The 23,237-nt window shown below is 65.1% G+C and carries 25 protein-coding genes; 7 read left to right on the forward strand and 18 right to left on the reverse strand.

Features of this window, described 5'->3' with window-relative positions; translation table 11 throughout:
* Nucleotides 1–205 precede the first annotated feature (205 nt).
* Nucleotides 206–724 carry a sterol desaturase family protein gene (locus ACREBX_RS01170; RefSeq protein WP_431559921.1) on the forward strand — a complete coding sequence of 173 codons (519 nt, stop codon included), beginning with the start codon at nt 206–208 and terminating at the stop codon, nt 722–724.
* Here the strand turns inward: ACREBX_RS01170 and ACREBX_RS01175 are convergent.
* From ACREBX_RS01175 to ACREBX_RS01200, 6 genes are all read right to left on the reverse strand, one after another.
* The gene (locus ACREBX_RS01175; RefSeq protein ID WP_431559922.1) at nt 721–1,401 is read right to left on the reverse strand and encodes a glutathione S-transferase family protein; all 681 of its coding nucleotides are present in this window, start codon (nt 1,399–1,401) and stop codon (nt 721–723) included. The two genes, ACREBX_RS01170 and ACREBX_RS01175, sit on opposite strands and share 4 nt — an antisense overlap.
* Nucleotides 1,389–2,366 (reverse strand): NAD-dependent epimerase/dehydratase family protein, encoded by a 978-nt coding sequence (locus ACREBX_RS01180; protein ID WP_431559923.1) that lies wholly within the window; start codon nt 2,364–2,366, stop codon nt 1,389–1,391. Before ACREBX_RS01180 ends, ACREBX_RS01175 begins: the two co-directional genes overlap by 13 nt.
* 66 nt (nt 2,367–2,432) lie before the next feature.
* Nucleotides 2,433–3,713: a serine hydrolase domain-containing protein gene (locus ACREBX_RS01185; RefSeq protein WP_431559924.1), complete on the reverse strand. Its 1,281-nt coding sequence runs from the start codon at nt 3,711–3,713 to the stop codon at nt 2,433–2,435.
* Between the two features lie 70 nt (nt 3,714–3,783).
* A complete protein-coding gene (locus ACREBX_RS01190) occupies nt 3,784–4,233 on the reverse strand; it encodes a hypothetical protein (protein WP_431559925.1) in 450 nt (149 codons plus the stop codon).
* Nucleotides 4,226–4,861, reverse strand: coding sequence for a CoA transferase subunit B (locus ACREBX_RS01195; RefSeq protein WP_431559950.1), 636 nt, complete (start codon nt 4,859–4,861; stop codon nt 4,226–4,228). Before ACREBX_RS01195 ends, ACREBX_RS01190 begins: the two co-directional genes overlap by 8 nt.
* Nucleotides 4,861–5,571: a CoA transferase subunit A gene (locus ACREBX_RS01200; RefSeq protein WP_431559926.1), complete on the reverse strand. Its 711-nt coding sequence runs from the start codon at nt 5,569–5,571 to the stop codon at nt 4,861–4,863. The genes ACREBX_RS01195 and ACREBX_RS01200 overlap by 1 nt, the downstream gene beginning before the upstream one ends.
* A 90-nt stretch (nt 5,572–5,661) precedes the next feature.
* Between ACREBX_RS01200 and ACREBX_RS01205 the strand changes: the two genes are divergently transcribed.
* A complete protein-coding gene (locus ACREBX_RS01205; RefSeq protein WP_431559927.1) occupies nt 5,662–6,555 on the forward strand; it encodes a LysR family transcriptional regulator in 894 nt (297 codons plus the stop codon).
* Between the two features lie 591 nt (nt 6,556–7,146).
* Here the strand turns inward: ACREBX_RS01205 and ACREBX_RS01210 are convergent.
* From ACREBX_RS01210 to ACREBX_RS01230, 5 genes are all read right to left on the reverse strand, one after another.
* Nucleotides 7,147–7,467: a DMT family transporter gene (locus ACREBX_RS01210; protein ID WP_431559928.1), complete on the reverse strand. Its 321-nt coding sequence runs from the start codon at nt 7,465–7,467 to the stop codon at nt 7,147–7,149.
* A gap of 136 nt (nt 7,468–7,603) precedes the next feature.
* On the reverse strand, nt 7,604–8,203 hold the full coding sequence (locus ACREBX_RS01215) for an ABC-type transport auxiliary lipoprotein family protein (RefSeq protein WP_431559929.1): 600 nt from the start codon (nt 8,201–8,203) through the stop codon (nt 7,604–7,606).
* 8 nt (nt 8,204–8,211) lie between these two features.
* The gene (locus ACREBX_RS01220; RefSeq protein ID WP_431559930.1) at nt 8,212–9,153 is read right to left on the reverse strand and encodes an MlaD family protein; all 942 of its coding nucleotides are present in this window, start codon (nt 9,151–9,153) and stop codon (nt 8,212–8,214) included.
* A 9-nt stretch (nt 9,154–9,162) separates the two neighbouring features.
* Nucleotides 9,163–10,017 carry an ABC transporter ATP-binding protein gene (locus ACREBX_RS01225; RefSeq protein ID WP_431559931.1) on the reverse strand — a complete coding sequence of 285 codons (855 nt, stop codon included), beginning with the start codon at nt 10,015–10,017 and terminating at the stop codon, nt 9,163–9,165.
* Nucleotides 10,017–11,123 (reverse strand): ABC transporter permease, encoded by a 1,107-nt coding sequence (locus ACREBX_RS01230; protein WP_431559951.1) that lies wholly within the window; start codon nt 11,121–11,123, stop codon nt 10,017–10,019. The genes ACREBX_RS01225 and ACREBX_RS01230 overlap by 1 nt, the downstream gene beginning before the upstream one ends.
* Before the next feature lie 100 nt (nt 11,124–11,223).
* On the opposite strand from ACREBX_RS01230, the gene ACREBX_RS01235 reads away from it, so the two are divergent.
* On the forward strand, nt 11,224–11,943 hold the full coding sequence (locus tag ACREBX_RS01235; RefSeq protein WP_431559932.1) for an HAD family hydrolase: 720 nt from the start codon (nt 11,224–11,226) through the stop codon (nt 11,941–11,943).
* Between the two features lie 125 nt (nt 11,944–12,068).
* Here the strand turns inward: ACREBX_RS01235 and ACREBX_RS01240 are convergent, their stop codons facing one another.
* From ACREBX_RS01240 to lgt, 6 genes are all read right to left on the reverse strand, one after another.
* Complete coding sequence (locus ACREBX_RS01240; RefSeq protein ID WP_431559933.1) at nt 12,069–13,361, reverse strand: cystathionine gamma-synthase family protein; 1,293 nt, start codon at nt 13,359–13,361, stop codon at nt 12,069–12,071.
* A 70-nt stretch (nt 13,362–13,431) separates the two neighbouring features.
* Nucleotides 13,432–14,838 carry an SLC13 family permease gene (locus ACREBX_RS01245; RefSeq protein WP_431559934.1) on the reverse strand — a complete coding sequence of 469 codons (1,407 nt, stop codon included), beginning with the start codon at nt 14,836–14,838 and terminating at the stop codon, nt 13,432–13,434.
* A 19-nt stretch (nt 14,839–14,857) separates the two neighbouring features.
* Nucleotides 14,858–15,619 carry a peptidoglycan editing factor PgeF gene (pgeF, locus tag ACREBX_RS01250; protein WP_431559935.1) on the reverse strand — a complete coding sequence of 254 codons (762 nt, stop codon included), beginning with the start codon at nt 15,617–15,619 and terminating at the stop codon, nt 14,858–14,860.
* Nucleotides 15,616–16,134 carry an N-acetyltransferase family protein gene (locus ACREBX_RS01255; RefSeq protein WP_431559936.1) on the reverse strand — a complete coding sequence of 173 codons (519 nt, stop codon included), beginning with the start codon at nt 16,132–16,134 and terminating at the stop codon, nt 15,616–15,618. Before ACREBX_RS01255 ends, pgeF begins: the two co-directional genes overlap by 4 nt.
* Nucleotides 16,131–17,195: a class I SAM-dependent methyltransferase gene (locus ACREBX_RS01260; RefSeq protein ID WP_431559937.1), complete on the reverse strand. Its 1,065-nt coding sequence runs from the start codon at nt 17,193–17,195 to the stop codon at nt 16,131–16,133. The genes ACREBX_RS01255 and ACREBX_RS01260 overlap by 4 nt, the downstream gene beginning before the upstream one ends.
* On the reverse strand, nt 17,188–18,063 hold the full coding sequence (gene lgt / locus ACREBX_RS01265; RefSeq protein WP_431559938.1) for a prolipoprotein diacylglyceryl transferase: 876 nt from the start codon (nt 18,061–18,063) through the stop codon (nt 17,188–17,190). The genes ACREBX_RS01260 and lgt overlap by 8 nt, the downstream gene beginning before the upstream one ends.
* A 77-nt stretch (nt 18,064–18,140) precedes the next feature.
* On the opposite strand from lgt, the gene ACREBX_RS01270 reads away from it, so the two are divergent.
* From ACREBX_RS01270 to ACREBX_RS01285, 4 genes are read left to right on the forward strand one after another with little or no spacing between them, the layout of a single operon-like run.
* Complete coding sequence (locus ACREBX_RS01270; RefSeq protein ID WP_431559939.1) at nt 18,141–19,847, forward strand: class I adenylate-forming enzyme family protein; 1,707 nt, start codon at nt 18,141–18,143, stop codon at nt 19,845–19,847.
* A 30-nt stretch (nt 19,848–19,877) separates the two neighbouring features.
* Complete coding sequence (locus ACREBX_RS01275; RefSeq protein WP_431559940.1) at nt 19,878–20,735, forward strand: cytochrome b/b6 domain-containing protein; 858 nt, start codon at nt 19,878–19,880, stop codon at nt 20,733–20,735.
* Nucleotides 20,732–21,511, forward strand: coding sequence for a molybdopterin-dependent oxidoreductase (locus tag ACREBX_RS01280; protein WP_431559941.1), 780 nt, complete (start codon nt 20,732–20,734; stop codon nt 21,509–21,511). Before ACREBX_RS01275 ends, ACREBX_RS01280 begins: the two co-directional genes overlap by 4 nt.
* Nucleotides 21,512–21,553: 42 nt before the next feature.
* Nucleotides 21,554–22,792: a class I SAM-dependent methyltransferase gene (locus ACREBX_RS01285; protein ID WP_431559942.1), complete on the forward strand. Its 1,239-nt coding sequence runs from the start codon at nt 21,554–21,556 to the stop codon at nt 22,790–22,792.
* Here ACREBX_RS01285 and ACREBX_RS01290 read toward each other — a convergent pair.
* On the reverse strand, nt 22,780–23,217 hold the full coding sequence (locus ACREBX_RS01290) for a DUF1801 domain-containing protein (RefSeq protein WP_431559943.1): 438 nt from the start codon (nt 23,215–23,217) through the stop codon (nt 22,780–22,782). The two genes, ACREBX_RS01285 and ACREBX_RS01290, sit on opposite strands and share 13 nt — an antisense overlap.
* Between the last annotated feature and the right edge of the window lie 20 nt (nt 23,218–23,237).

The raw sequence follows: 23,237 nt of genomic DNA on the forward strand, positions 1-23,237 counted from the left end.
GTCCAGAGCGTTGGAAAGCCACGGTCGCCCGATGACGCCCTGGGCCCCGGCCTTCGCCGGGGAACAGCTACATGTTCGAAAGGGACAGTCACCGACTTGATCCAGGGTCTACGGCATTCGGCCGCAGTAATGGATCCCGGATCAAGTCCGGGGTGACGAATGAGGAGAGGTGGCCTCGCGCAAGCAACAAGCCTATAATCCCCCCATGTCGACGCTCGCCATCATCGCGCTCATTCTTGCCACCGTCGCGGCGATGGAGGGCGTTGCCTGGGCGAGCCACAAATATATCATGCACGGCTTCGGCTGGGCCTGGCATCGCGACCACCATGAGCCGCACGAAAAGATGTTCGAAAAGAACGACCTGTTTGCGATCTTCGGCGCCGCGATGAGCATTTCGATGTTCGTCATCGGCAGCCCGATGATCATGGGCGCCGGGGCGTGGGAGCCCGGAACATGGATCGGGCTCGGCATCCTCTTCTACGGCATCATCTACACACTGGTGCACGACGGGCTCGTCCATCAGCGCTATTTCCGCTGGGTGCCGCGGCGCGGCTATGCCAAGCGGCTGGTGCAGGCGCACAAGCTCCACCATGCCACGATCGGCAAGGAGGGCGGGGTCAGCTTCGGCTTCGTCTTCGCTCGCGATCCGGCGAAGCTGAAGGCCGAATTGAGAGCGCAGAGCGAGGCCGGAATCGCGGTCGTCCGCGCGGCGCTTGCCGACTAGGCCGTCCGGTAATCTGCCGTAATCGCGCCTGCCGCCTTCAATTCCGCCTCATGGCCTTCTTCGCGCCAGCTTTCGGCGAGGGCCTGGCGTTCCCAATCCTGCATCGCCGGATGCGCAAGCATATGATCGACCCACGCCTGTCCGGCGCCGGCGTCGAGGCCATAGGTGCGGATACGGAAGGCGACCGGGGCAAAGAAGGCATCGACCGCGGTAAAGCGGTCGCCCGCGAGGAAGGGGCCGCCGAAACGCGACAGGCCCTCGGCGAACAATTCACGAATGCGCGCGACGTCGAGCCGGAGCGCACCCGACGGCGGCTTGGGTGTCACACGGACCCCCACATTCATCGTGCAATCATTGCGCAGCGCCGAAAAACCGCTGTGCATTTCGGTCACTGCGCATTGCGCCCAGGCGCGGGCGTCGGGATCGGTCGGCCATACGCCCTCATGCCGGTCGGCAAGATAGAGCGTGATGCCGAGCGAGTCGTAGACCGTCCGTCCTTCGTCGAGGAGCGCGGGCACCTGTCCGGTCGGCGAAAAACTGCGAAACTCGTCATAGTTGATCGGGTTGGTGAAGGGCTCGATCTGATCCTCGAACGGAATGTCGAGCGCGCGCATCAACACCCACGGGCGCAGCGACCAGCTCGAATAATTGCGATTGGCGGTGATCAGCACGTACATGCTTGGCGCTCCTGTGCGATAATTGGTGAGGTATATTCGGGATCGTGCGCGAAAGGCAGTTCGGTGCCGTCGCGCAGCGCCGTGAGCAGGCTGCCGAAATCGCTTTGCGCGCGCCAGCCGAAGCGGCGCTCGGCGCGCGACGGGTCATAGACGCGGTCGATCGTTTCGGGGAGCACCCAGCCCTTGGCGGCATAGAGCTCCGCCGCGTCGGGATGATGGCGCGCGATCACCGCGCGCGCGTCGCGGGCGAGTTCCTCGGCGTCCTCGCGTGCGAAGGGTGGCGGGGCCGAGAGGATGAAGGTGTCGCAGCCGATCGACGGTGCGGCCTCGAGTGCGGCGAGATGCGCCGCGGCGGCGTCCTCGACCGTCAGGCGGCGATTGAGCAATTCGTTCGCTTTCAGGTTCGGACCGCCTGGGCTGGCATGCGTGTCGTCATCCTCGGGAAAGAAGCGCCCGGTACGCAGGATCGCCACGGCGATACCATGCTCGCGGTGCACCAGCTTGCACGCCTGCTCGGCCGCAAGCTTGGTGATCCCGTAAATGTTGCGCGGTTCGATCGGACCGAAATCCTCGTCCATCCACCACGCGCCCGCCGCGCCCGCGCCTTCGCGCACATCGGCGCGGATCATCAGCGAAGTCGTCGAGGTGAAGAGGAAGCGGTCGTTCCCCGCAGCGACCGCCGCTTCGATCAGGTTCAGCGTGCCGCTGACATTGACGTCGACAAAGGCTTGGCGCGGATAACGCACGATGTCGGGCTTGTGCAGCGCGCCGCCGTGAATGATCGCCTCGATGCCATGCTCGCCCATCGTCCGGTCGATCAGCGCGCGGTCGGCAACGGTGCCGATCACCTGCGTGTGCGTCCCGGGCACGACGTCGAGCCCGGTAACGTCATGACCGCTCTGAACGAGCAGAGGAGCCAGATAGCGCCCCAGCCAACCCGATGATCCGGTCAACAGTACGCGCATGGATGAATCTCCTCTCGGCCTTGTCCGCGCGCCTCATACACAGGCAGCGGACGGGGGGGAAGGCGGTTACCTTTTCGGCTCCGCGGTAACCGGATTGGGCTTGGCAGCGCCGCCCGTTGGCTGCGGCAACTCGCTGAGGTCGAGCCAGCCCGCGTCGTCGCGCTTGTGATAGCTGTCGATCACCGTGAACGGGATCCGGAACGGAAATCCCCAATCGCTGTTCCACAGGGCGACGACGCCCGTTCGCGTGGCGGGTTCGAAAATCATCGTCGCGCGATAGCCCTCAACCGCCCCCGAATGGCCCTCTAGCCGGCTGCCACCATAGGTAAAGCTCCGCCAGCCGAGGCCATAGGCCGCATCGCCGGTGGCCAGACGCAAGGCGCCGCCATAAAGCCGCCCCGTGCCGACGCGCGGGCGATGGGCGATCTGCAACACCGGGGCCGGCAGCACGTCGGGGCGGTTCCCCATCATCGCCTGCATCCACGTCGCGAAATCGACGATATCGCTTTCGACCCCCGCGGCGGCGGGAACGCGCCAATAGGCTTCCTTGATCGGGCGGACCTGCGCGCCGCGGTGCGGTTTCGCCCAGTCCTTGGCGCCCGTCAGCCGCTCCATTCCGTAACCCGCGCTGACCATGCCGAGCGGGCGGAAAAACCGGTCCTCGACCGCATCGCCGAAAGACTCGTTCGCGGCCCGCGCCAATATCTCGCTCGCGGCGTCGAAGGCGACATTCTGATAGGTGTGGCAGGTGCCGGGTTCGCATTGCAGCGGTGCGGCGGCAAGGCTTGCGCGCAGTGCTGCGGGGCTCTGTCCTTCCTCCAGTTTTTCGTCATAGGCATTCTTGGTGAGGCCCGAACGCTGCGCCAGCAGCTGGTCCAACGTGACCCGCGCCTCGGCGCCGCCGGGCAGGCGCAGCGACGTGCCCAGGTCGGCGACCGGACGGCCCAGATCGACCGCGCCGTCCGTGGCCAGCGCGGCCGCCAGCACGCCCGTTGCGGTCTTGGACACCGAGGCCCAGCGGAACAGCGTTTGCGGCGTTACCCGAGCGCCGGTCGACTTGTCGGCGAAGCCATAGGTACGGACGAAGCTGAGTTCGCCGTCTTCGACCACCGCCACCGCCAGCCCGGCCATCTCGGGGCGCTGCGACAGGTCGGTGAGCTGCCGGTCGAGCGCGCGATAGTCGATCCGGCCGCGCCATTCGGCGGGCGTGTCGGGCAGGTTTTCAGGCGCCCGGATCGGGATCGCGACGCTCGCAAGCGGGTGCTTCCCGCCCAAGGCGTGAAGTGCAAACCAGCCCGTGAGTCCCAGCGCGGCGACCGCGATGAGACCAGTTAAAACGCGCTTCATCGACTTTTTATTGGGCTGCGACCTCATAATTGGCCGTCGTCTTAGCCGCGACTTCCTCCGCCGTCACCCCTTAGGGCGCAAGATGCCGCCAGGCCTTGAATGTCCCGGCGGCATAGACCGCGCCATAGATAAAGACGATCAGCGAAGACCAGATCGCGAAACTGTCCGTATGCTGCGGCCGCCACAGATGGAGCGGCACAAAAATCAGCCCGCGGAGCAGATAGATAGCCGTAATCACAATCAGCCCCGTCCGCAGCAGCGGCAGGCGCGGGAGTGAGCCGGCGCCCGAAAAGGCATAGCCGGCCCAGATCAGCAGGATGGCGGCAATCCCCAGCGTGATCAGCGTCGGCCGCAGGTCTCCGCGCGCCGCCGCCCGCGCCATGCCTTCGCCCGCGCCCAAAAAACGATACCAGTCGGGGCCGCCGAAAATGCAGGCGATATGGAGCAGCGCGGCCACAACCGACAGCCACCCGCCGATAATCAGCCAGGTGGTGCCGGGGTTGGCCGCGACATTATGCAATATAATGCGCCGTCGTTTTCGCGGCGACATCCTCGGCCGTCACCCCCGGCGCGAGTTCGATCAGCTTGAACGGGCTGTCATGATCGTCGCGCCGGAACACCGCAAGGTCGGTGATGATCATGTCGACGACATTCTTGCCGGTCAGCGGCAGCGTGCATTCGGGGATGAACTTGGGGCTGCCGTCCTTGGCAACATGCTCCATCACGACGATGATCTTCTTGACGCCGGCGACGAGGTCCATCGCGCCGCCCATGCCCTTGATCATCTTGCCCGGGATCATCCAGTTGGCGATGTCGCCATTCTCGGCAATCTCCATCGCACCCAATACGGTCAGGTCGATATGCCCGCCGCGGATCATCGCGAAACTGTCCGACGACGAAAAATAGGCTGACTGCGGCAGCTCGCTGATCGTCTGCTTGCCCGCGTTGATCAGGTCGGGATCCTCGTCGCCCTCATATGGGAAGGGGCCAATGCCGAGCATGCCGTTTTCGGACTGGAGCGTGACCGTCATCCCCGCCGGGATATGGTTCGCGACCAAGGTCGGGATGCCGATGCCGAGGTTGACGTAATAGCCGTCCTTCAGTTCCTTCGCGGCGCGCGCCGCCATGTCGTCGCGGGTCCAGGCCATCATGCGGACTCCTTCTGCCGCACCGTGCGGAATTCGATCTTCTTGTCGTACGGCGCGCCGAGGACGAGGCGCTTCACATAGATACCCGGCAGGTGGATGCTGTCGGGATCGAGGCTGCCGACGGGGACGATTTCTTCGACCTCGGCGACGCAGATCTTCGCCGCGGTCGCCATCGGCTGGTTGAAGTTGCGCGCGGTCTTGCGGAAGATGAGGTTGCCGCTCTCGTCGGCCTTCCACCCCTTGATGATCGCCAGGTCGGCGAAGATGCCGCGTTCGAGGATATAATCCTGCCCGTCGAAGCTCTTCACTTCCTTGCCCTCGGCGACGAGCGTGCCGACCCCCGTCTTGGTATAGAAGCCTGGGATGCCCGCGCCGCCCGCGCGGCAGCGTTCGGCCAGCGTGCCTTGCGGGCAGAATTCGACCTCGAGTTCGCCCGCCAGATATTGCCGCTCGAATTCCTTGTTCTCGCCCACATAAGACGAGATCATCTTCTTGACCTGCTTGGTGCGGAGCAGCTTGCCGAGCCCCTCGCCGTCGATCCCGGCATTGTTGCTGGCGATCGTCAGATCCCTGGTGCCCGCGTCGCGGATCGCGTCGATCAGCCGTTCGGGGATGCCGCACAGGCCAAAGCCGCCCGCGCAAATCTGCATGCCGTCGAACAGCAGTCCTTCAAGGGCGGCGGCGGCGTCGGGATATTGCTTCTTCCCCATGGGACGGCTCTCCTGAGTGGTTTCGCGCGCGACCTTGGCGCATTTGATCCATCAATTCTAATTGTTCGATTTTTGGATTATACATAGACGATGTCTATCAATCGCGTCTCGCTCTATCACCTCGAAACCCTGCTCTGGATCGACCGGCTCGGGACCTTTTCGGCCGCGGCCGAGCGGCTCAACACCACCCAGCCGACGGTGTCGGCGCGGATGCGCGAACTCGAACAACGGCTGGGGACCGCATTGTTCCGCCGCGAGGGGCGCGCGATGTCGCTCACCGCGGCGGGGCGCAAGCTGGTGCGCGACTGCGACCCGCTCCTCCGCGACATGCAGGTCGCGCTGCTCGGCAGCGGCGGATATGGCGAGGCGAGCGGGGTGGTGCGCATCGGCGCGGGCGAGATCGCGGCGGCGAGCTGCCTTCCCGCCTTCGTCGCGGGGCTCAAGGCGGATATGCCCAATGTCGGGCTCGAGATCGAAATCGACCTCACCGCGAACCTGATCCAGCAGCTTCTGACCGGGCGCACCGACATCGCCTTTGCCGCGGGTCCGATCGCGCATCCGGCGCTCAAGACCAGCCCGATCGGCGCGGTCGAACTGGTGTGGCTCGCGAGTCCTGCGGTCGCGTCGGCCTTTGCCGGCGGCGAGGCCACGCTTCCCGTCTGGTCGCTCGCCAGCCATTCGCCGATCCACGGCCGGATGCGCGAAGCGATCGCGGCGTCGCGCATCGCGCAGAAATCGCTCAACCTCTGCAACAATGCGCGCACGATGATCGACATCGCGAAAGCGGGCGGCGGCATCGGCATCTTTCCGCGGCCGATGGTGCGCAGCGAAATCGCGAGCGGCGTGCTTGCCCCAATCGGCGGCATGCCGGCTTTGGCGCCGGTCGAGTTTCAGGTCGCGATGCGCGTCACCGACACCGAACCCGTGCTCACGCAAATCTTCGAGCGCGCTGCAAAGCTGAACCTCGCTGAGGCGACGGTCTGAACCGAACGGCAGGTTTCGACCGGAAGCGGGCATTAATCCTCCCCGTGCTGCAGGCATGGGGAGGGGGACCGCGCCCGCAGGGCGTGGTGGAGGGGCGACAACGGTGCGCCAAAGCCCCTCCGTCAGCGCTGCGCGCTGCCACCTCCCCATCGCTGCGCGACAGGGAGGATCTTTCCCATCATCGTCATTCCGGACTTGATCCGGGGTCCATTCGCGCGGCATCAGTTTGATGGACCCCGGATCAAGTCGGTGACTGTCCCTTTCGAACCTGTAGCTGTTCCCCGGCGAAGGCCGGGGCCCAGGGCGTCATCGGGCGACCGTGGCTTTTCAACGCTCTGGACCCCGGCCTTCGCCGGGGAACAGCCGCTTACATGTCGCAAGGGGATAATCGCCGATCAAGTCCGGGGTGACGATGAGGGACATATCCTCCCTGTGCCGCAGGCATGGGGAGGTGGCAGCGCGAAGCGCTGACGGAGGGGCATTAGCGCCGACCTCGGCCCCTCCACCACCGCTTTGCGGCGGTCCCCCTCCCCACGGCTGCGCCGCAGGGAGGATCAACGTCTGCAATCGGTCGATAACCGTCGTCGTTGCTTAACTCGTCGAAAACAGCTTGGTCCCGGCGACGCCGATGACGATCAGCGCCATGAAGCCGATCTGGACCACGTTCACCTTCTCGCCGAACCAGACCATACCGCCGATGATGACGCCGACCGCGCCGAGGCCGGTCCAGATCGCATAGGCGGTTCCGGCCGAGATGCCGCGCATCGCGAACGCCAGCAGCGCCATGTTCAAAAAGCTGAGCGAGATTGGAACGGCCGACGCCTGCCAGGTCCCGAGCGTCGCAGCCCATTTCAGGCTGAGCGCCCAGATGATTTCGGTAACAACGGCGATCGCGAGGATGACCCACGCCATGGCATAGTCCTTTCAAGTCAGCGGGCTCGAAAGGAAAGGGCGCAGCCGGAAACCCGGAAGAGGCTGTGCAGGAACAGGTGATATGATGCGGCGCCCTCTAGGCGCAGCGGCACGAAATGGCAATGGGCAGGCGGGTCTAGCCGCCCAGCCACCCCGTAACCTCGACCGCGACCTTGTTTGCGGCGCGGGTCAGCGCCTCGCCGACGGGTTTGGCTTCGACCTTGCCGCCGATCGCCTCGCGCGCTTCGAAGCGGCGCTGCGTCACCGTCTTGCCGCCCGCCGATACCAGCATCGCCTGATAGACGACGACGACCTCGTTGGTGGCGGCATCGACGCCGAATTCCATGAGCTGACCCGCGAGCTGTTCGCCCGGCGCGGTCAGATACTGCCCCTCGTCGAGCACGACGCGCGACGTGCGCGCCGACACGGTTTCGGATACCAGTCGCTGGAACAGGCGCGAGGGTGCCTCGACCCATTGCGCGTCCTTGACATAGGTGACGCTCGATCCGTCCTGCTGCACCGGGATGCGTGTCGTGCGCAGCTTTTGCGGTGCGGTCGGGATCAGGATCGTCAGCGTCGCGGCCTCGGCCGAGGTGCGCGCGCCGCCCGCAGTCGGCGCGGCATCCGCGTCGAGCGTCAGCAGAAAGGGCGGAGTCTTGCCGCCGAGGCCGACGCACGCCGACAGCGAAACGGCGGCGATAGCGACGAGCAGCGGTGCGCGGAGTGTTCGCATCATGAGCATCCTCATTTCTTGTAATCGGGCAGCTTGCTGCCGCCGAGAACCGCGCCGGCGCCCTGCTGGTCGAGCTTGTCGGTCAGGCTCGACAGCGAAGCGGAGGTGCGGCGCAGGTCGCGGATCAGCGCATTGGCTTCGGGGATCGTCGTTTCGCTGAAGGTCTTGAGGCCCGGCCGCGCGTCCGAAATCGCGCCTTCCAGCGTCGCCATCGACGCATTCGCCGATTTCAGTGTGTCGCGCAGGTTCGCCATCGCCGGGTCGACATTGCGGTCGATCGTGCCCTGCGCGGAGGCGGCCAGGCTGCCGATCTGTTCGGCGGCGTTGCCCGTCTGCTGGATCGCGATCCGCGTGTCGGCCAGCGCCTTTTCGATCGCGGGGCCGTTGCGCGCGAGGATCGCCGTGCTCGCCTCGACATTCTTGAGGATGCCGCGCAGGCTCGCCTGATTTTCGTCGTCGGCCAGTTCGGCGAGACGCTCGGTCAGCGTTGACAGGCGCTGGAGCAGTTGCGGTGCGGTGTTGAGCAGTTCGCCGAGGCCGCCGATGCGCGTCGGGATGACGGGCTTGCCCGCGGGCCCTTTGTCGGCGATCGGCGGCGCACCCTTGACCGCGCCATCGAGCGAGATCTGCGATACGCCGGTGAACCCGACGCCTTCGAGCGCGGCGGTCGTGCCTTGTAGCACGGGGACCCCCTCGTTCACCTCGATCCGGACGCGGACGAATTGCGGATCCTCGGGCCACAGCGCAATTTCGCGAACCTGACCGGCGGGAACGCCAGAGAATTGCACCTGTGCGCCCTTGTTCAGTCCGTCGACCGATTGCTTGAAAAATATGTCATATTCGCGCTTGTCGCCGCCGCTGTCGTTCGCCAGCCAGACGACAAAAAAGGCGAGCGCCGCAGTAAAGAAGAGGACGAAAGCGCCGACGAGGACGTTGTTTGAGCGAGTTTCCATCAGCTGTTCCTATCGCGGCTTCGCGGTTTGGTTCCCGCTTGCCGCAGCACGGCCGCGTGGCCCGTTGAAATAATCCTGTATCCACGGATGCTCGGTGGCAAGCAGTTCCGGGATCGTACCGACCGCGATCACCTTCTTTTCGGCCAGCACCGCGACCCGGTCGCAGGTTGCATAAAGCGAGTCGAGGTCGTGCGTGATGAGAAAGACGGTGAGGCCCATCGTGTCGGCCAGTTCGCGGATGAGCTCATCGAACTTCGCCGCGCCGATCGGGTCGAGCCCTGCGGTCGGCTCGTCGAGAAACAGCAGCGCCGGGTCGAGCGCGAGCGCGCGGGCGAGGCCGGCGCGCTTGACCATTCCGCCCGACAGCTCGGCGGGATATTTCGGGCCGGCATCGGGCGGCAGCCCGACCATCGCGACCTTGTACGCGGCGATCTCGTCGAGCAGCTTTTGGTCGAGCCGCGGATAATATTCGCGCAGCGGAACCTGGATATTCTCGGCCACGCTTAGCGTCGAGAACAGCGCGCCGCCCTGGAACATTACGCCCCAGCGCCGACGCAGGTCGCGCGATTCCTCTTCGTTGGCGATCGTGTCGAGCGTTTTTCCATAGACTTCGATCTCGCCCGCGGTCGGCGTCTGAAGGCCGATGATCGAACGCATCAGCACCGACTTGCCGGTGCCCGATCCGCCGACGACGCCCAGGATCTCGCCCGAACGAACGTCGAGGTCCAGACCCTCATGGACGACGGCATCGCCGAACTGGTTCTTGAGGCCGCGGATGCAGATCGCCGTTTCGAACTTTTCGGGTCGCACCGCGTCGGCGGCGGCAAGCTCTTCCTTGATCTCCTGCTCGATCTCTTCGCCCATCAATTCCACCCCAGCGAAGAGAAGAAAACAGCGAACATTGCGTCGAGGACGATGACGAGGAAGATCGCGGCGACCACGGCCGAGGTTGTGCGCTGGCCGACCTCCTCGGCATTCTGGCGCACCTGCATGCCTTCATAACAACCGGTGACGCCGATCAATATGCCGAACACCGGCGCCTTGATCAGCATGATGTAAAAATCGGTCATCGGAATGATTTCGCGCAGCCGCTGGATATAGGTGAGCGGCGGGATGTCGAGCCCAACCCAGACAAAGGCGCCGCCGCCCGCGATCGCGCACAGGCTGGCGTAGAAACCGAGCAGCGGCATTGTGATCGTCGACGCGGCGACGCGCGGTAGCACGATCGCTTCCATCGGCGACACCCCGATCGTGCGCATCGCGTCGATCTCTTCGGTCAGCTTCATCGTGCCGATCTGCGCGGCGAAGGCCGAGCCCGAACGTCCGGCGACCATGATTGCCGTCATCAACAGGCCAAGTTCGCGGATCGAGGCGCGGCCGACGAGGTTGATCGTGAACACCTCCAGCCCGAATTGTTCGAGCTGCACCGCACCTTGCTGCGCGATGACGATCCCGATCAGGAAGCTCATCAGGCCGATGATCGGCAGGGCGTCGACGCCGACGGTCTGGAAGCGGGTGACGACAGCATTCCACCGGAGGCGGCGGCGCGCACGTATCTGAATGCCCAGCGCGACGATCATCGCGCCGAAAAAACCGACGATGCCCAGCAGCTCCTGCCAGATCGCGACGCTGGCAGTGCCCACCTGTTCGAGCATGCGGGCCCACGCCGGGCGGCGGTCGCGATGGACGCGATATTCGCTCTTGTCCGCGGCGAGCGCGTCGAGCAGGCGCTGGGCTTCCTCGCTCGCGCCAACGACCTTCGAACCATGTTCGTTGACGGTGCGCGTCACGATCCAGGCGCCCACGGTGTCGATGCGTTCGAGTGCCGACAGGTCGAGCGTCGCGATCGGGCCAAGCGTTTCGAGCCGCGCGGGAACGTCACCCAGACGCGCGAGCGTCAGACGGCCGGTGAAGCGAACTTCGGCACCATCGGCACCGTCGCTATGTTCGAAATCCGCCCTGGCAACCATCGCCCGGGACATTGTCTTATTTGCCCCGTGACGGCAAGTGAATCCATGGTTTAGCTTGCCGGGCCTTGGCCGCCACGGCGGACCACACTATGGGTGAGGGATGGAAGACCCGTTCGCCACGCCAATCCCCGACTATGCGCACCGCGTCGCGATGTACGACATGGACCGGACGATAACGCGGTCAGGGACTTACAGCGGCTTCCTGATGCATGTTGCGCAGCGGCGCCAGCAATGGCGGCTCCTGCTGCTGCCGCTCGTCGGGCTTGCCGGTGCGGCTTATTCGCTTCGCCTCATCGACCGCTCGCGCCTGAAGGCGATCAACCTGCGGCTGCTCGTCGGCAAGCGCTTCCGCCGCACCGAAATCGCGCCGCTCGCCGAAAGCTATGCCGACAAGGTCGTGGCGCGCGGGCTACACTCCGCGGCGCTCGAACAGATCGCCGCCGACCGCGAGGCGGGGTATCGGTTGCTGCTCGCGACCGCGTCGTTCCACCTTTACGTTGATGCGATCGCGCGGCGGCTCGGGATCGACGATGTGATCGCGACGCAGCTTGACGAGCCCGACGGCGCCGACCATATTCACGCACGTCTTTCGGGCGACAATTGCTACGGCGAGGCAAAGTTCGCGCGGATCGACGGCTGGATGGCCGCCAACGACATCACCCGCGTCAGCGCGCATATCCGCGCCTATTCGGACCATGTGTCCGACCACCCGATGCTGCATTTCGCCGACGAGGCGGTCGCGACGACGCCGTCGCGCAAGCTGAAATTGCTCGCTCCGCAAATGGGCTGGCAGGTCGTCGACTGGCGCGCGAAACGATAAATCCCCTCCCTCAAGCGGGAGGTGCAGCGAGACTTGCGAACTTGTTCGCTGGTCGCAGCGGGGTTGGCCATTGCAGCGATGCTGCCCACCCCCGACCCTCCCGCCTGCGGGAGGGGGGAACAGGATCAAACCGCGTCCAATGCCTGCGCGAAATCGGCGATCAGATCGTCGGGGTCCTCGATGCCGATCGACACGCGCACCAGATTGTCGGTGATGCCGAGCGCCTTCTTGCGCTCGATGGGAACCGATAGATGCGTCATCGCCGCGGGATGGCTCGCGAGCGTCTCGGTGCCGCCGAGGCTGACCGCGAGTTTCGCTATCTTCAGCGCATCGAGGAAACGGAAACTCTCTTCTTCGCCGCCCTTGATGAATAGCGAGAAGGTCGATCCGGCGCCGGTGCAATGGCGGTCGAAGATGTCCTTCTGCCGCGCATCTTCGATGAAGCCGAGGTAGCCGAGCCCGTCGACTTTGGGATGGGCTTTAAGGAAGGTGCAGACCTTCAGCGCATTCTCGCCCGCGCGGTTCATGCGCAGTTCGAGCGTTTCGAGGCTGCGCAGCAACATCCACGCGGTGTTGGGGTCGCAGATCGTGCCGATCGTGTTGCGCATCGGGCGGATGATATTGAGCAGCCGCTGGTCACCCGACACCCCGCCGGCGACGAGATCCGAATGGCCGCCAGCATATTTGGTGAGGCTGTAGACGACGAGTTCGGCGCCCTGACGGATCGGCTTCTGCCACAGCGGGCCAAGGAAAGTGTTGTCGATCGCGATCGGGGGCTGCTGCTCGCCGGGGAAGGCGGCATCGCGCGCGCCGCGGACGGCCTCGACGTCGACGAGCGCGTTGGTCGGGTTCGCCGGGCTTTCGAGGTAGACGAGCGCGACCTTGCCGCCCTTTTCGGTGGCGAGCGCCTGCGCGCGCGTGAGGATCGCGTCGATCTCTTCGCGCGTCGCGCCGGCGGGGAAGTCGAGAAAGCTGACGCCGAAGCGCGACAGGATGCGTGCGATAAGCGTTTCGGTTGCGGCGTAGAGCGGACCCGAATGGACGATCACGTCATTCTGGCCGACGAGCGCGAGGAGCAGGGTCGCGATTGCCGACATGCCGCTCGAAAAGACGAGGCTGTCGTCGGCGCCGTCCCAGACCGCCAGACGATCTTCGAGGATTTCCTGGTTCGGGCCGTTGAACCGCGAATAGACGAGGCCGTCGGCGGGCCCTTCGCGCTTGCCGGTGATATGTTCGAAGAAACGCTTGCCCGCCGCCGCGCTTTCAAAGGCGAAGGTCGAGGTCAGGAAGATCGGCGGCTTCAGCGACCCTTCGGACAGCACCGGGTCATAGCCGAGTCCCATCATCAACGTCGCGGGGCTGAGTTCGCGATCGCCGATTTTCCGGGTGTTCGTCTTGGATTTGCCGCGCATGGCCATTGGGATGCTCCTTTGAGGGTAGCCGCGCCTATAGCAGAGGCGGTTTCGATTGAAACGAACTCCTCGGCGATCAGCCGAGCATCGCAATCGCCCAGATCACGCCGATCAACAACGGCACACCGATAATGTCGAGCGCCAGCCCGGCCTTGAGCATCCGTGGCAACGCAATATGCCCGGTCGCCCACGCCAGCGCATTGGGGCCCGTCCCCGAAGGTAGCATGAAGCCCCAACTCGCGGCCATCGCAACAGGCAGCGCGAGCAGGATCGGATCGGCGCCGGTCGCGGCGATCAGCGCGGCGAGCACGGGCATGATGCCGCTTGCGGTCGCGACGTTGCTCGCAAATTCGGTGATCAGGATAGTCAGGCCGACAATGATCGCGGCGAGCAATATCGTCGGAATGCTACCGAGCGGCGCGAGCACGGTGCCGAGCCACGCGGCAAGCCCGCTTGCGGTGATCGCGGCAGCAAGCGCGAGGCCGCCGCCGAACATCATGATCACGCCCCACGGCGCGCGGTCGGCCTCTTTCCAGACGAGCAGGGGCCGGCCAGTGCCATCGGGAAGCACGAAGAGGAGCAGGCTGCCCGCAACCGCGATCGTGCCGTCGGTCAGCGCCCCCTCGGGCAGGAAGGGTTCGAGCCAGGGCTGCGCGATCCACGCGACCAGAACGAGCAGGAAGACCGGGACGACGCGGCGCTCGGCGGTCGACCATATCGCCTGGTTGCCCAGCGCGGCGGCGGCGGCGTGGCCGTCGAAGGGATGATCGGCGAGCCGGTGGACCCGCCCGACGATCCACATGGCGGCGGGGGTCCCGAGCAGCACCACGGGCACGCCGTAGATCGCCCAGGTGAGGAAGGAGATGCGCAGATCGAGGGCTTTTTCGATCAGGCCCGCGGCGATGGCGTTGGTCGGGCTGCCGACGAGCGTGCCGAGTCCGCCGACGGATGCGGCGAAGGCGATGCCCATCATCACCGCGCCCGCGAAACCATCGGTCTCTCCCTCCCGTACCCCGCCCGCGCGCACGACCGCGAGAGCGATCGGGATCATGATAAGCGTCGTCGAGGTGTTCGAGATGAACATGCTGAGCAGCGCGGTCGCCGCCATGAAGGCAAAGAGCAGCCCGCTCGCGGTTTGCGGCGCGGCCTTGAGCAGCGACAGGGCAAGGCGGCGATGCAGCCCGACGCGCTCGATCGCCAGCGCGAGGAAGGCGCCGCCGAGGATCAGGAACAGGATCGGTGAATAATATTCCTTCGCGATCGCGTTGGCATTCATCACCCCGAAGGCGGGGACGAGGAGGAAAGGCAGCAGCGCCGTGACCGTCAGCGGCAGCGCCTCGGTCATCCACCAGATCGCCATCAGGACCGTCAGCGCGGCGACGTGCCACGCGGTCGTTTCCATGCCTGCCGGTGCGGGAAGCATGAGCATGGCGATAAAGACGGCTAGACCGCCAAATAGCCCGAACAGGCGCGTTTTTGTCATCCGTCCCCCTTGTTCGGCGCTATTCGAGCCCGATTACCGATAGTTGGCGACCATAGGAATTCTCTCCCTTGTGGCACGCGCGGCGATAGCTGAAATAGTCGTCGGCATCGGCATAGGTGTCCTGTCCGCCGATGGCAATTCGGGTCACGCCCGCGGCGGCCAGCCGCGCCGCGACATAGGCGGCGATGTCGAACATCGCATGGCCGGGCTTGCCCGCGGCAAAGAAGCGTTCGTTGGCGGGATCGTCGGCGGTGAAGCGCTGGGCGAAATTCTCGTCGACCTCATAGGAGGCCCGCGCGATACAGGGGCCGATCGCGACGACGGTATTGGCGCGGCTGGCGCCGAGGCTTTCCATCGCGTCGAGCGTCGCGTCGGTGACGCCCGCAATCGCGCCTTTCCAGCCGGCATGCGCCGCGCCTACGACTCCGGCCTCACGGTCGGCGAACAGCACCGGCACGCAATCGGCGGTCAATATGCCGATCAGGATGCCGGGTGTCCGCGTCGCCAGCGCGTCGGCCTCGGGACGCGCGGCAAGGTCGGTGTCGCCATCGACGATCACGCAGCGATTGGCATGGACCTGATAGAGCCCGGTGAGCGCCGCGCCGGGAAGGATCGCATCGGCGACGCGCCGCCGGTTCTCGGCAATCAACGCCGGATCGTCGCCCGAACCGAGGCCGCAATTGAGCGACGCAAGCTCGCCCGTCGATACGCCGCCGCGGCGACCGAAAAAGCCGTGCGGGATGGCGTCCAGCGGCGCAGCGATGGCGAAGGGAACCGTCACAGATCGAGCCGGAAGAAACGATCCTCGTCGATATGATTGCCGACGCGAAATGCGTTATGGCCGACGTCATAGAAGCCGTAGCGACGATAAAAGGCCTGCGCGCGGTCATTCTCGGTAAAGACCGTGAGGTAGAGGATCGAAGCCCGCTCGCGCGACCAGGCGATGCCCCATTCCATCAGCGCGACGGCGACGCCCGTGCCCTTGGCGGCTTCGGCGACATAGAGCTGGTGCAGCTCGACGGCGCCCTCGGTCGGCTGCTCGTCCGGCAGATCGAAATCGACCGGGCCCATCTTGATATAGCCCAGGATCGCATCCTTGTCGTCGCGCACCAGCGCGATCGCGTATCCCGGATCGCCAATCTGCGCGCGAACACGGTCGGGCGGATTCCAGTCCGCGAGGAAGGTCGCGAGGTCCGCGGGGTCATAGATGGTGCCGAAGGTGTGTGTGAACGATTCATTGGCGAAGGCCGCGATGGCCTCCGCGTCTTCGGTTTTTGCCAGCTCGATAGCGGTCATGCGGCGTCTCCTGTGAATCCTGCGGGGGCTGGCCAGCCGGGTGCGGTGAAGGCCATCACCTTGAACAATTCGCCCATCGCGTCCGGCCGAACGAGCCGGTCACGCTGACCCTTCAATTCGTCGGCACGGGCGGGCGCAGCGGCGGTGAGCGATTGCAGACGGGCGTCGATCCCGAGCCGTTGCAGCCATTCGCCCTGTGTTGCGAGCGTGCTGGCGACCGCGCCGGCGGCGCGCGCCGTATCGGCCAGCGCGGTGAAATCTACGTGCGCGGTCAGGTCTACCTCGCCCGGATCGGCGAAGGGATCGACGAACCGGTGCGCTTTGACCGCCTGCAGCGTGTCGCCCGCGGCCGGGCCGCCATACCCATAGTCGATGGCGAGCATCGCGCCCCCCTGCCGCGCGAGGCGAAAGGCGCAGCGCTGCGTGATCGCCGCCGAGACCGGCGCTGTTTCGACGATCGTGCCCTCGGACTGTCCGCACAGGATCGGTGGCACGGTGTCGTCGGCCGGGACATCTCCCGCGACGGGGGTCAGAGCGTCGCCGCGACGTTCGACCATACGCTCGCGCCATCCATCGACGGTACGAATATATTGATGGATCGGCAGCGCATCGAAAAATTCGTTCGCAACGATGATCAGCGGCGCGTCGTCGGGGAGGGCGTCGACCTCGTCATGATGCGTCGCAGCGGGCAGGCGCGCAAGCTGTGCGGCGCGCAGCGTCGGGCTTGTCTCGACCAGATGGACGCCGAGTGGCGTGCAACCGAAGCGCGCCATCGTGCGCAGCGCATCGACGGGCAGCGTGCCGCGGCCGGGACCGAGTTCGATATAGCGAAACGCCGGGCTGCCCGCGCGCTGCCACAGGTCGGCGATCCAGACCCCGACCATCTCGCCGAACATCTGGCTGATCTCGGGCGCGGTCGTAAAGTCGCCCGCGGCGCCAAGCGGATCGCGCGTCGCGTAATAATGGCCGTTCGCGGCCGCCATATAGTCGGCGACCGTCGCGGGCCGCGCTGCCGCGATCTCGCTTATCAGCTGGTCGGGGCTCGGCGGCCTGTCACGCAACGCTGTCGATTCCGGCGATCGGCTCGATCCGCTTGCGGCGACCCTTGGCGGTTGCGACGAGCCAGAAACCGATCAGCAGCATCGGCACGGTCAGCGTCTGGCCCATCGTCAGCCCCCATGACAGCGTACCGAGCTGCACATCGGGTTCGCGCACGAACTCGACGGCAAAGCGGCTGAAGCCATAGATGATTGCCGCCATCCCAAACAGGAAGCCGGGCTTGTAGCGCGCATCGGTGCGCCAGAAGAAGAAGGCGAGAATCGCCATCATCAGCAAGCCTTCGAGGCCGGCTTCGTACAGCTGGCTCGGGTGGCGCGGGTCCATCGTGCCGCTATCGGGAAAGATGATCGCCCAGGGAACGGTCGTCGCACGGCCCCACAGCTCGCCGTTCACGAAATTGGCGAGGCGGCCAAAGAACAGGCCGAAGGGGATGACGCAGGCGACATAATCGCAGAAGCGCAGGAAGCTGAGCTTTTCCTTGCGCGTCACATACCAGATCGCGACCAGCACGCCGATCACTCCGCCGTGCAGCGACATGCCGCCGTCCCATAGCTTGAAGACCTCGAGCGGCTTCTGAATATAATTGCCGAGGTTGTAGAAGAGCACATAGCCGAGCCGCCCGCCGAGGATGATCCCGAGCATCGCATAGAAGATCATGTCGTCGGCGTGGCGCCGTGCCATCGGGGCGCCGGGCTGCGCGATCAGCTTGAGCAGATACCAGTAACCCACGAAGATGCCGGCGAGATAGGCGAGCGCGTACCAGCGGATCGGGAGGCCGAAGACGCTGAACGCGATCTCGGAGTTTTCACCCATGAGATCGTGGAAGTTCACATATTGCGTTGCTTCGGCTAAGGTTGCAAAAAGAAACATATAGTCGCGCGGTCCTTCCCCAGGAGAGGCCTCCCCATAAGGGGTAAGGCGAGCGAGACCAAGAGGAGAGATGAAAGATGCCATCAGCGCTCGATTTGCGCCTGGAAGCCGCCTATAATCTGATCACCGGTCCGGGCGGACCGATCCAGCTCGGGTCCGTCGAACGCTTCGGCCACCAGCTTCCCTTCATCACCAACGCGCCGACCAATCTTGCGGACTATGTTGCATTTTTTGCCGCGCAGCATGGCGATGCGACCTTCCTTGTCGAGGGCGACGAGCGTCTGTCGTTCAAGCAGGTCAATATGGCGGCGCGGCAGGTCGCGGCTGGGCTGGTCGAAGGCTATGGCGTCCAGCGCGGCGACCGCGTCGGGCTGGCGATGCGCAACGCCAATGCATGGTGTGTCGCCTACGTCGGCATCCTGATGGCGGGCGGCTGCGCGACCTTGCTCAACGGCTGGTGGCAGGGCGGCGAACTCGCCGCGGGCATCCTTGACAGCGAAGCGAAGCTCGTCATTGCCGACGTGCAGCGCGCCGCACGGCTCGAAGAAGCCCCGCATGGCGCGAAGGTCATCACGCTCGACCTGACCCAGCCGATCGATCTGGCGATCGCGCCGATCACCGGCGCGGGCGGCAGCGCGGCGACGGTGCTGCCGGTGCTGACCGGACAGGACCTCGCGACCATCCTCTTCACCTCGGGCTCGACCGGCCAGTCGAAAGGCGCCTATTCGCGCCACGAAGCGGTGTGTCAGGCGATCTTCAACTATGTCACGCAGACCGCGAGCGTCGTCCATCTGCTGACCGAAGACGGGCAGATGTCGGACATCCAGCCCGCGACCTTGATCTGCACCCCGCTGTTCCACGTCACCGCCGAAATCCCGGTGTTCCTGCAAAGCTTCGCGCTCGGCCGCAAACTGGTGCTGATGCCGAAATGGAACGCCGACGAGGCGATGCGGCTGATCCAGGACGAGCAATGCAATTATTTCGTCGGCGTGCCGCTAATGAGCTACGAGATTCTGGTCAGCCCGAACCGCAAGAATTACGACCTGTCGACGTGCAAAAGCTACGCCGGCGGCGGCGCGCCGCGCCCGCCCGAACATGTGCGACGCCTCGCGTCCGAAATGGGCGAGGCAAAACCCTTGCTAGGTTACGGCCTCACCGAAACCAACGCCGTTGGCTGCGGCATCATCAACGAAAATTATGTTGCCAAGCCGATGTCGACCGGGCCTGCATCGAAGCCGCTCGTCGATCTCGCGATCCTCGACGACAATGGCGAGCCGGTCGCGCAGGGCGGGGTCGGCGAGGTCTGCATTCGCTCAGCGTGCAATTTCGAGGGTTATTGGAACAATGAGGCGGCGACCAAGGCCGCCTTCTTCGACAATGGCTATTTCCGCTCGGGCGACCTCGGCTATCTGGACGAGGACGGCTATCTGTTCATCGTCGACCGCAAAAAGGACATCATCATCCGCGGCGGCGAGAATATCAGCTGCCAGGAAGTCGAGGCGGCGATTTACGAGCATGCCGAGGTCAATGAATGCGCGGTCTTCGGCCTGCCCGACGAGCGGCTGGGCGAGTGCGTCGGTGCTGTCGTGTGGATGAAGCCCGGCAGCAGCGTGACGGCGGAAGAGCTGGTAGCCTTCCTCAGCGCGCGGCTTGCACCGTATAAGGTGCCGTGCCAGATCTGGATGTCGAACGACGCGCTGCCCAAGCTCGGCAGCGAAAAGATCGACAAGGTCAGCTTGCGGAGCCACTATCGCGAGGAATATGCCGCGAAGGTGGTCGCGTAACCGGAAGCAGCAAAGGAGCGAACCGGGATCATGGCCGAGGCTGAAACTCCCGTCGCTCCCGTCGCTCCCGTCAAGCCGGCGCCGGTGCGCGTCTATCGCCACCGGCTTCCGGCGCGCATCTGGCACTGGGTGAATGCCGCGACCCTGCTCATCCTCTTGATGAGCGGGCTGATGATCTTCAACGCGCACCCGCGGCTCTATTGGGGCGAATATGGCGCAAATTTCGATCGCGCGTGGCTGGTGATCGGTTCGACACCGGACAGCGGCTATTTGCGCATCGGCGACTGGCGGATCGAGACGACGGGCGTGCTCGGTCGCTGGACCGATGCCGAGGACACGGAAAAAACCTGGGCCTTTCCGGGCTGGGCGACGATCCCGACGAGCTATAGCCTCGCCGACGGGCGGCGCTGGCATTTGCTGTTCGCGTGGGTGCTGTCGATAGCGCTAACGCTCTATATGCTATGGACACTGCTGGGCGGACATTTGCGCAGGGATTTGCACGTCCGCCGCCCCGAATGGTCGCCGCGCCATATCTGGCACGATGTGAAGGAGCATGCGCGGCTGCGTTTTCCGCGGGGCGAAGCGGCGGCGCGCTACGGCATCTTGCAGAAATTGAGCTATATCGGCGTGATTTTCGTGGCTCTGCCGCTGATGATCGCGACTGGCCTCACCATGTCGCCGGGGATGAACGCGGCGTGGCCGTGGTTGCTTGATGTCTTTGGCGGGCGCCAGTCGGCGCGCTCGATCCATTTCATTACTGCCTGGGCGCTCGTTGCCTTCTTCCTCGTCCATATCGCGATGGTGCTGCTTGCAGGTCCGGTGAACGAGGTTCGCTCGATGATCACAGGCTGGTTCCGCCTGCCGCCCGACCGCGAGGAAGGCGCATGAGCGCGATCATCCTTCCGCGCCGCCAGTTGATCGCGCGCGCCGGCGGGCTGGTGGTCGCGGCGGGGGCGCTGCCGCTGCTGTCGGGTTGCGACGCGATCAACGACGCGCCCGCGGTGCGCAAGATCTTGTCGATGGGCGAGGAGATGAACCGCGCCAGCCAGCGGGCGCTGATCGACCGCAATGCGCTCGCGCGCGAGTTCGGCCGCGCCGACCTGTCGCCCTATTTCCGCCCCAACGGCACACGCCTGCCCGCCGGCGCTGCCTATGCCGCGCACGCCGCGAGCGGCTTTGCCGACTGGCGCGTCAAGGTGACGGGGCTCGTCGCGCGGCCGCTGTCGCTGTCGCTGGCCGATATTCGCGCAATGCCGCAGCGTACCCAGATCACGCGCCACGATTGCGTCGAGGGGTGGAGCGCGATCGGGCAATGGACGGGCGTTCCGCTGGCGCGCATCCTCGCCGCGGCGGGGGTGCGCGACAGCGCGCGCTATATCGTCTTTCGCTGCGCCGACCGGCTCGGCGATGCGCTCTATTATGAAAGCTGCGACATGGTCGATGCGCTGCATCCGCAGACGATCATGGCGTGGGCGCTCAACGATGCCGTACTGCCGATCGCCAACGGCGCGCCGCTGCGCCTGCGGATCGAACGCCAGCTCGGCTACAAACACGCCAAATATGTGAATGCGATCGAGGCGGTCGCGAGCCTCGACCAGATCGGCGCGGGCAAGGGCGGCTATTGGGAGGACCGGATCGATTACGAATGGTATGCGGGAATCTGATCGCAACCATTTGACGCGATGGAGGTTTTTGGCGTTGCAGATATGTCGATACTGAGTCCGTTTCTCTCCCGCGTGGTTCGTCAGGGTCGATTGACCATCATTGCGCCCGACGGCGGCGAGGAGCATTTCGGCACACCCGCTCCGGGATTTCCTGAACTTACCCTTCGCTTTGCAACGCGCGCCGGCATGCGCCGCATCATCCTCGACCCGCGGCTCGGCGCCGCCGAATCCTTCATGGAGGGCGACATGCGGATCGAGGGCGGCGACATCATGGACCTGATCGGCTTGATCCGCATGAACACGCCATGGGACCGCGGCGCGACGCTCAAGGACAAGACATGGTTCGGCCGGCGCGCCGATTGGGTGAAGACGCGGATCGGCTCGATCAATCGCCAGCGCCAGTCGCGCGCCAACGTCAAGCATCACTATGACATCGGCAACGACCTCTACCGCCTCTTCCTCGACGACGACATGCAATATAGCTGCGCCTATTGGTCGCGGCCCGACATGACGCTGGACGAAGCGCAGGCTGCGAAAAAGGCGCATATCGCGGCAAAGCTCGCGCTGAAACCGGGGCAACGCGTGCTCGACATCGGTTGCGGCTGGGGCGGGATGGCGATCACGCTGGCGAAGCTCGAGCAGGTCGAGGTGCTCGGGATCACGCTGTCGGAGGAGCAGTTCGCACTCGCCCGCCAGCGCGCCGAAGCGGCGGGAGTCGCTGACCGGGTCAAATTCGAACTGATCGACTATCGCGACCTCGCGGCGCGCGAGGCGGGACAATTCGACCGCATCGTCTCGGTCGGCATGTTCGAACATGTCGGCGCGCCCAATTTCGAAACCTTCTTTCGCGCCGCCGCGAACCTGATGACCGCCGACGGGGTGATGCTGCTCCACACGATCGGCCGTTTCGGCAGGCCGGGTGCGACCGATGCCTTCACGCGTAAATATATCTTCCCCGGCGGTTATATTCCCGCGCTCAGCGAGACGCTGGCGGCAAGCGAGAAGAGCCGGCTGATCGTCACCGATGTCGAGACGTTGCGGCTGCACTACGCGCTGACGCTGCGCCAATGGTATGCGCGGACGCTGGCGCACGAGGCCGAGATCGTCGCCATGATGGGCGAGCGTTTCTTTCGCATGTGGACCTTCTACCTCGCGGGCGCGGCATCGGCTTTCGAAAGCGGCGGGATGGGCAATTACCAGATCCAGTTCGCACGCAACCGCCACGCGCTGCCGTTGACGCGCGACTATATGGGCGAGGCGGAACGGCGCTACGTCGGATAGCGTTCGTTCATGACGCCCCAGCTCAGCACGACAAGCTTCTCGAGCACCTCGAGGTCCACGTCGGCGAGCTTGTTGATGTAAAGGCACGATTTGCCGTTCTTATATTTGCCGAGCTCGGCGAGCAGCGCGTCGGCCTCGGGCTGGCGATCGAGATAATGACCCATCAGATAGAGCGTCATCGCCGCCTTGCGCGGGCTGAAGCCGGCGCGGCACATCGTCCCCGAACGGCCGCTATCGTACAGATAGTCATAGCTGCCGTAACCGATGATCGACGGCCCCCACATCTTCGGATCGAGCCCGGTGACCCGGCGGTGCATCGCGTCGATTATCGCGGCTTCTTCGCGGCGGCGCGCCTCGGGTACGGTCGCGATGAAATTGGCGACGGTCACTTCGGTGGCTTTGGTCTTGATTTCGGCTTTGCCCATGGCCTGTCTCCCTGACCCGA

It is taken from the genome of Sphingopyxis sp., assembly GCF_050725655.1.
Lineage (GTDB): Bacteria > Pseudomonadota > Alphaproteobacteria > Sphingomonadales > Sphingomonadaceae > Sphingopyxis.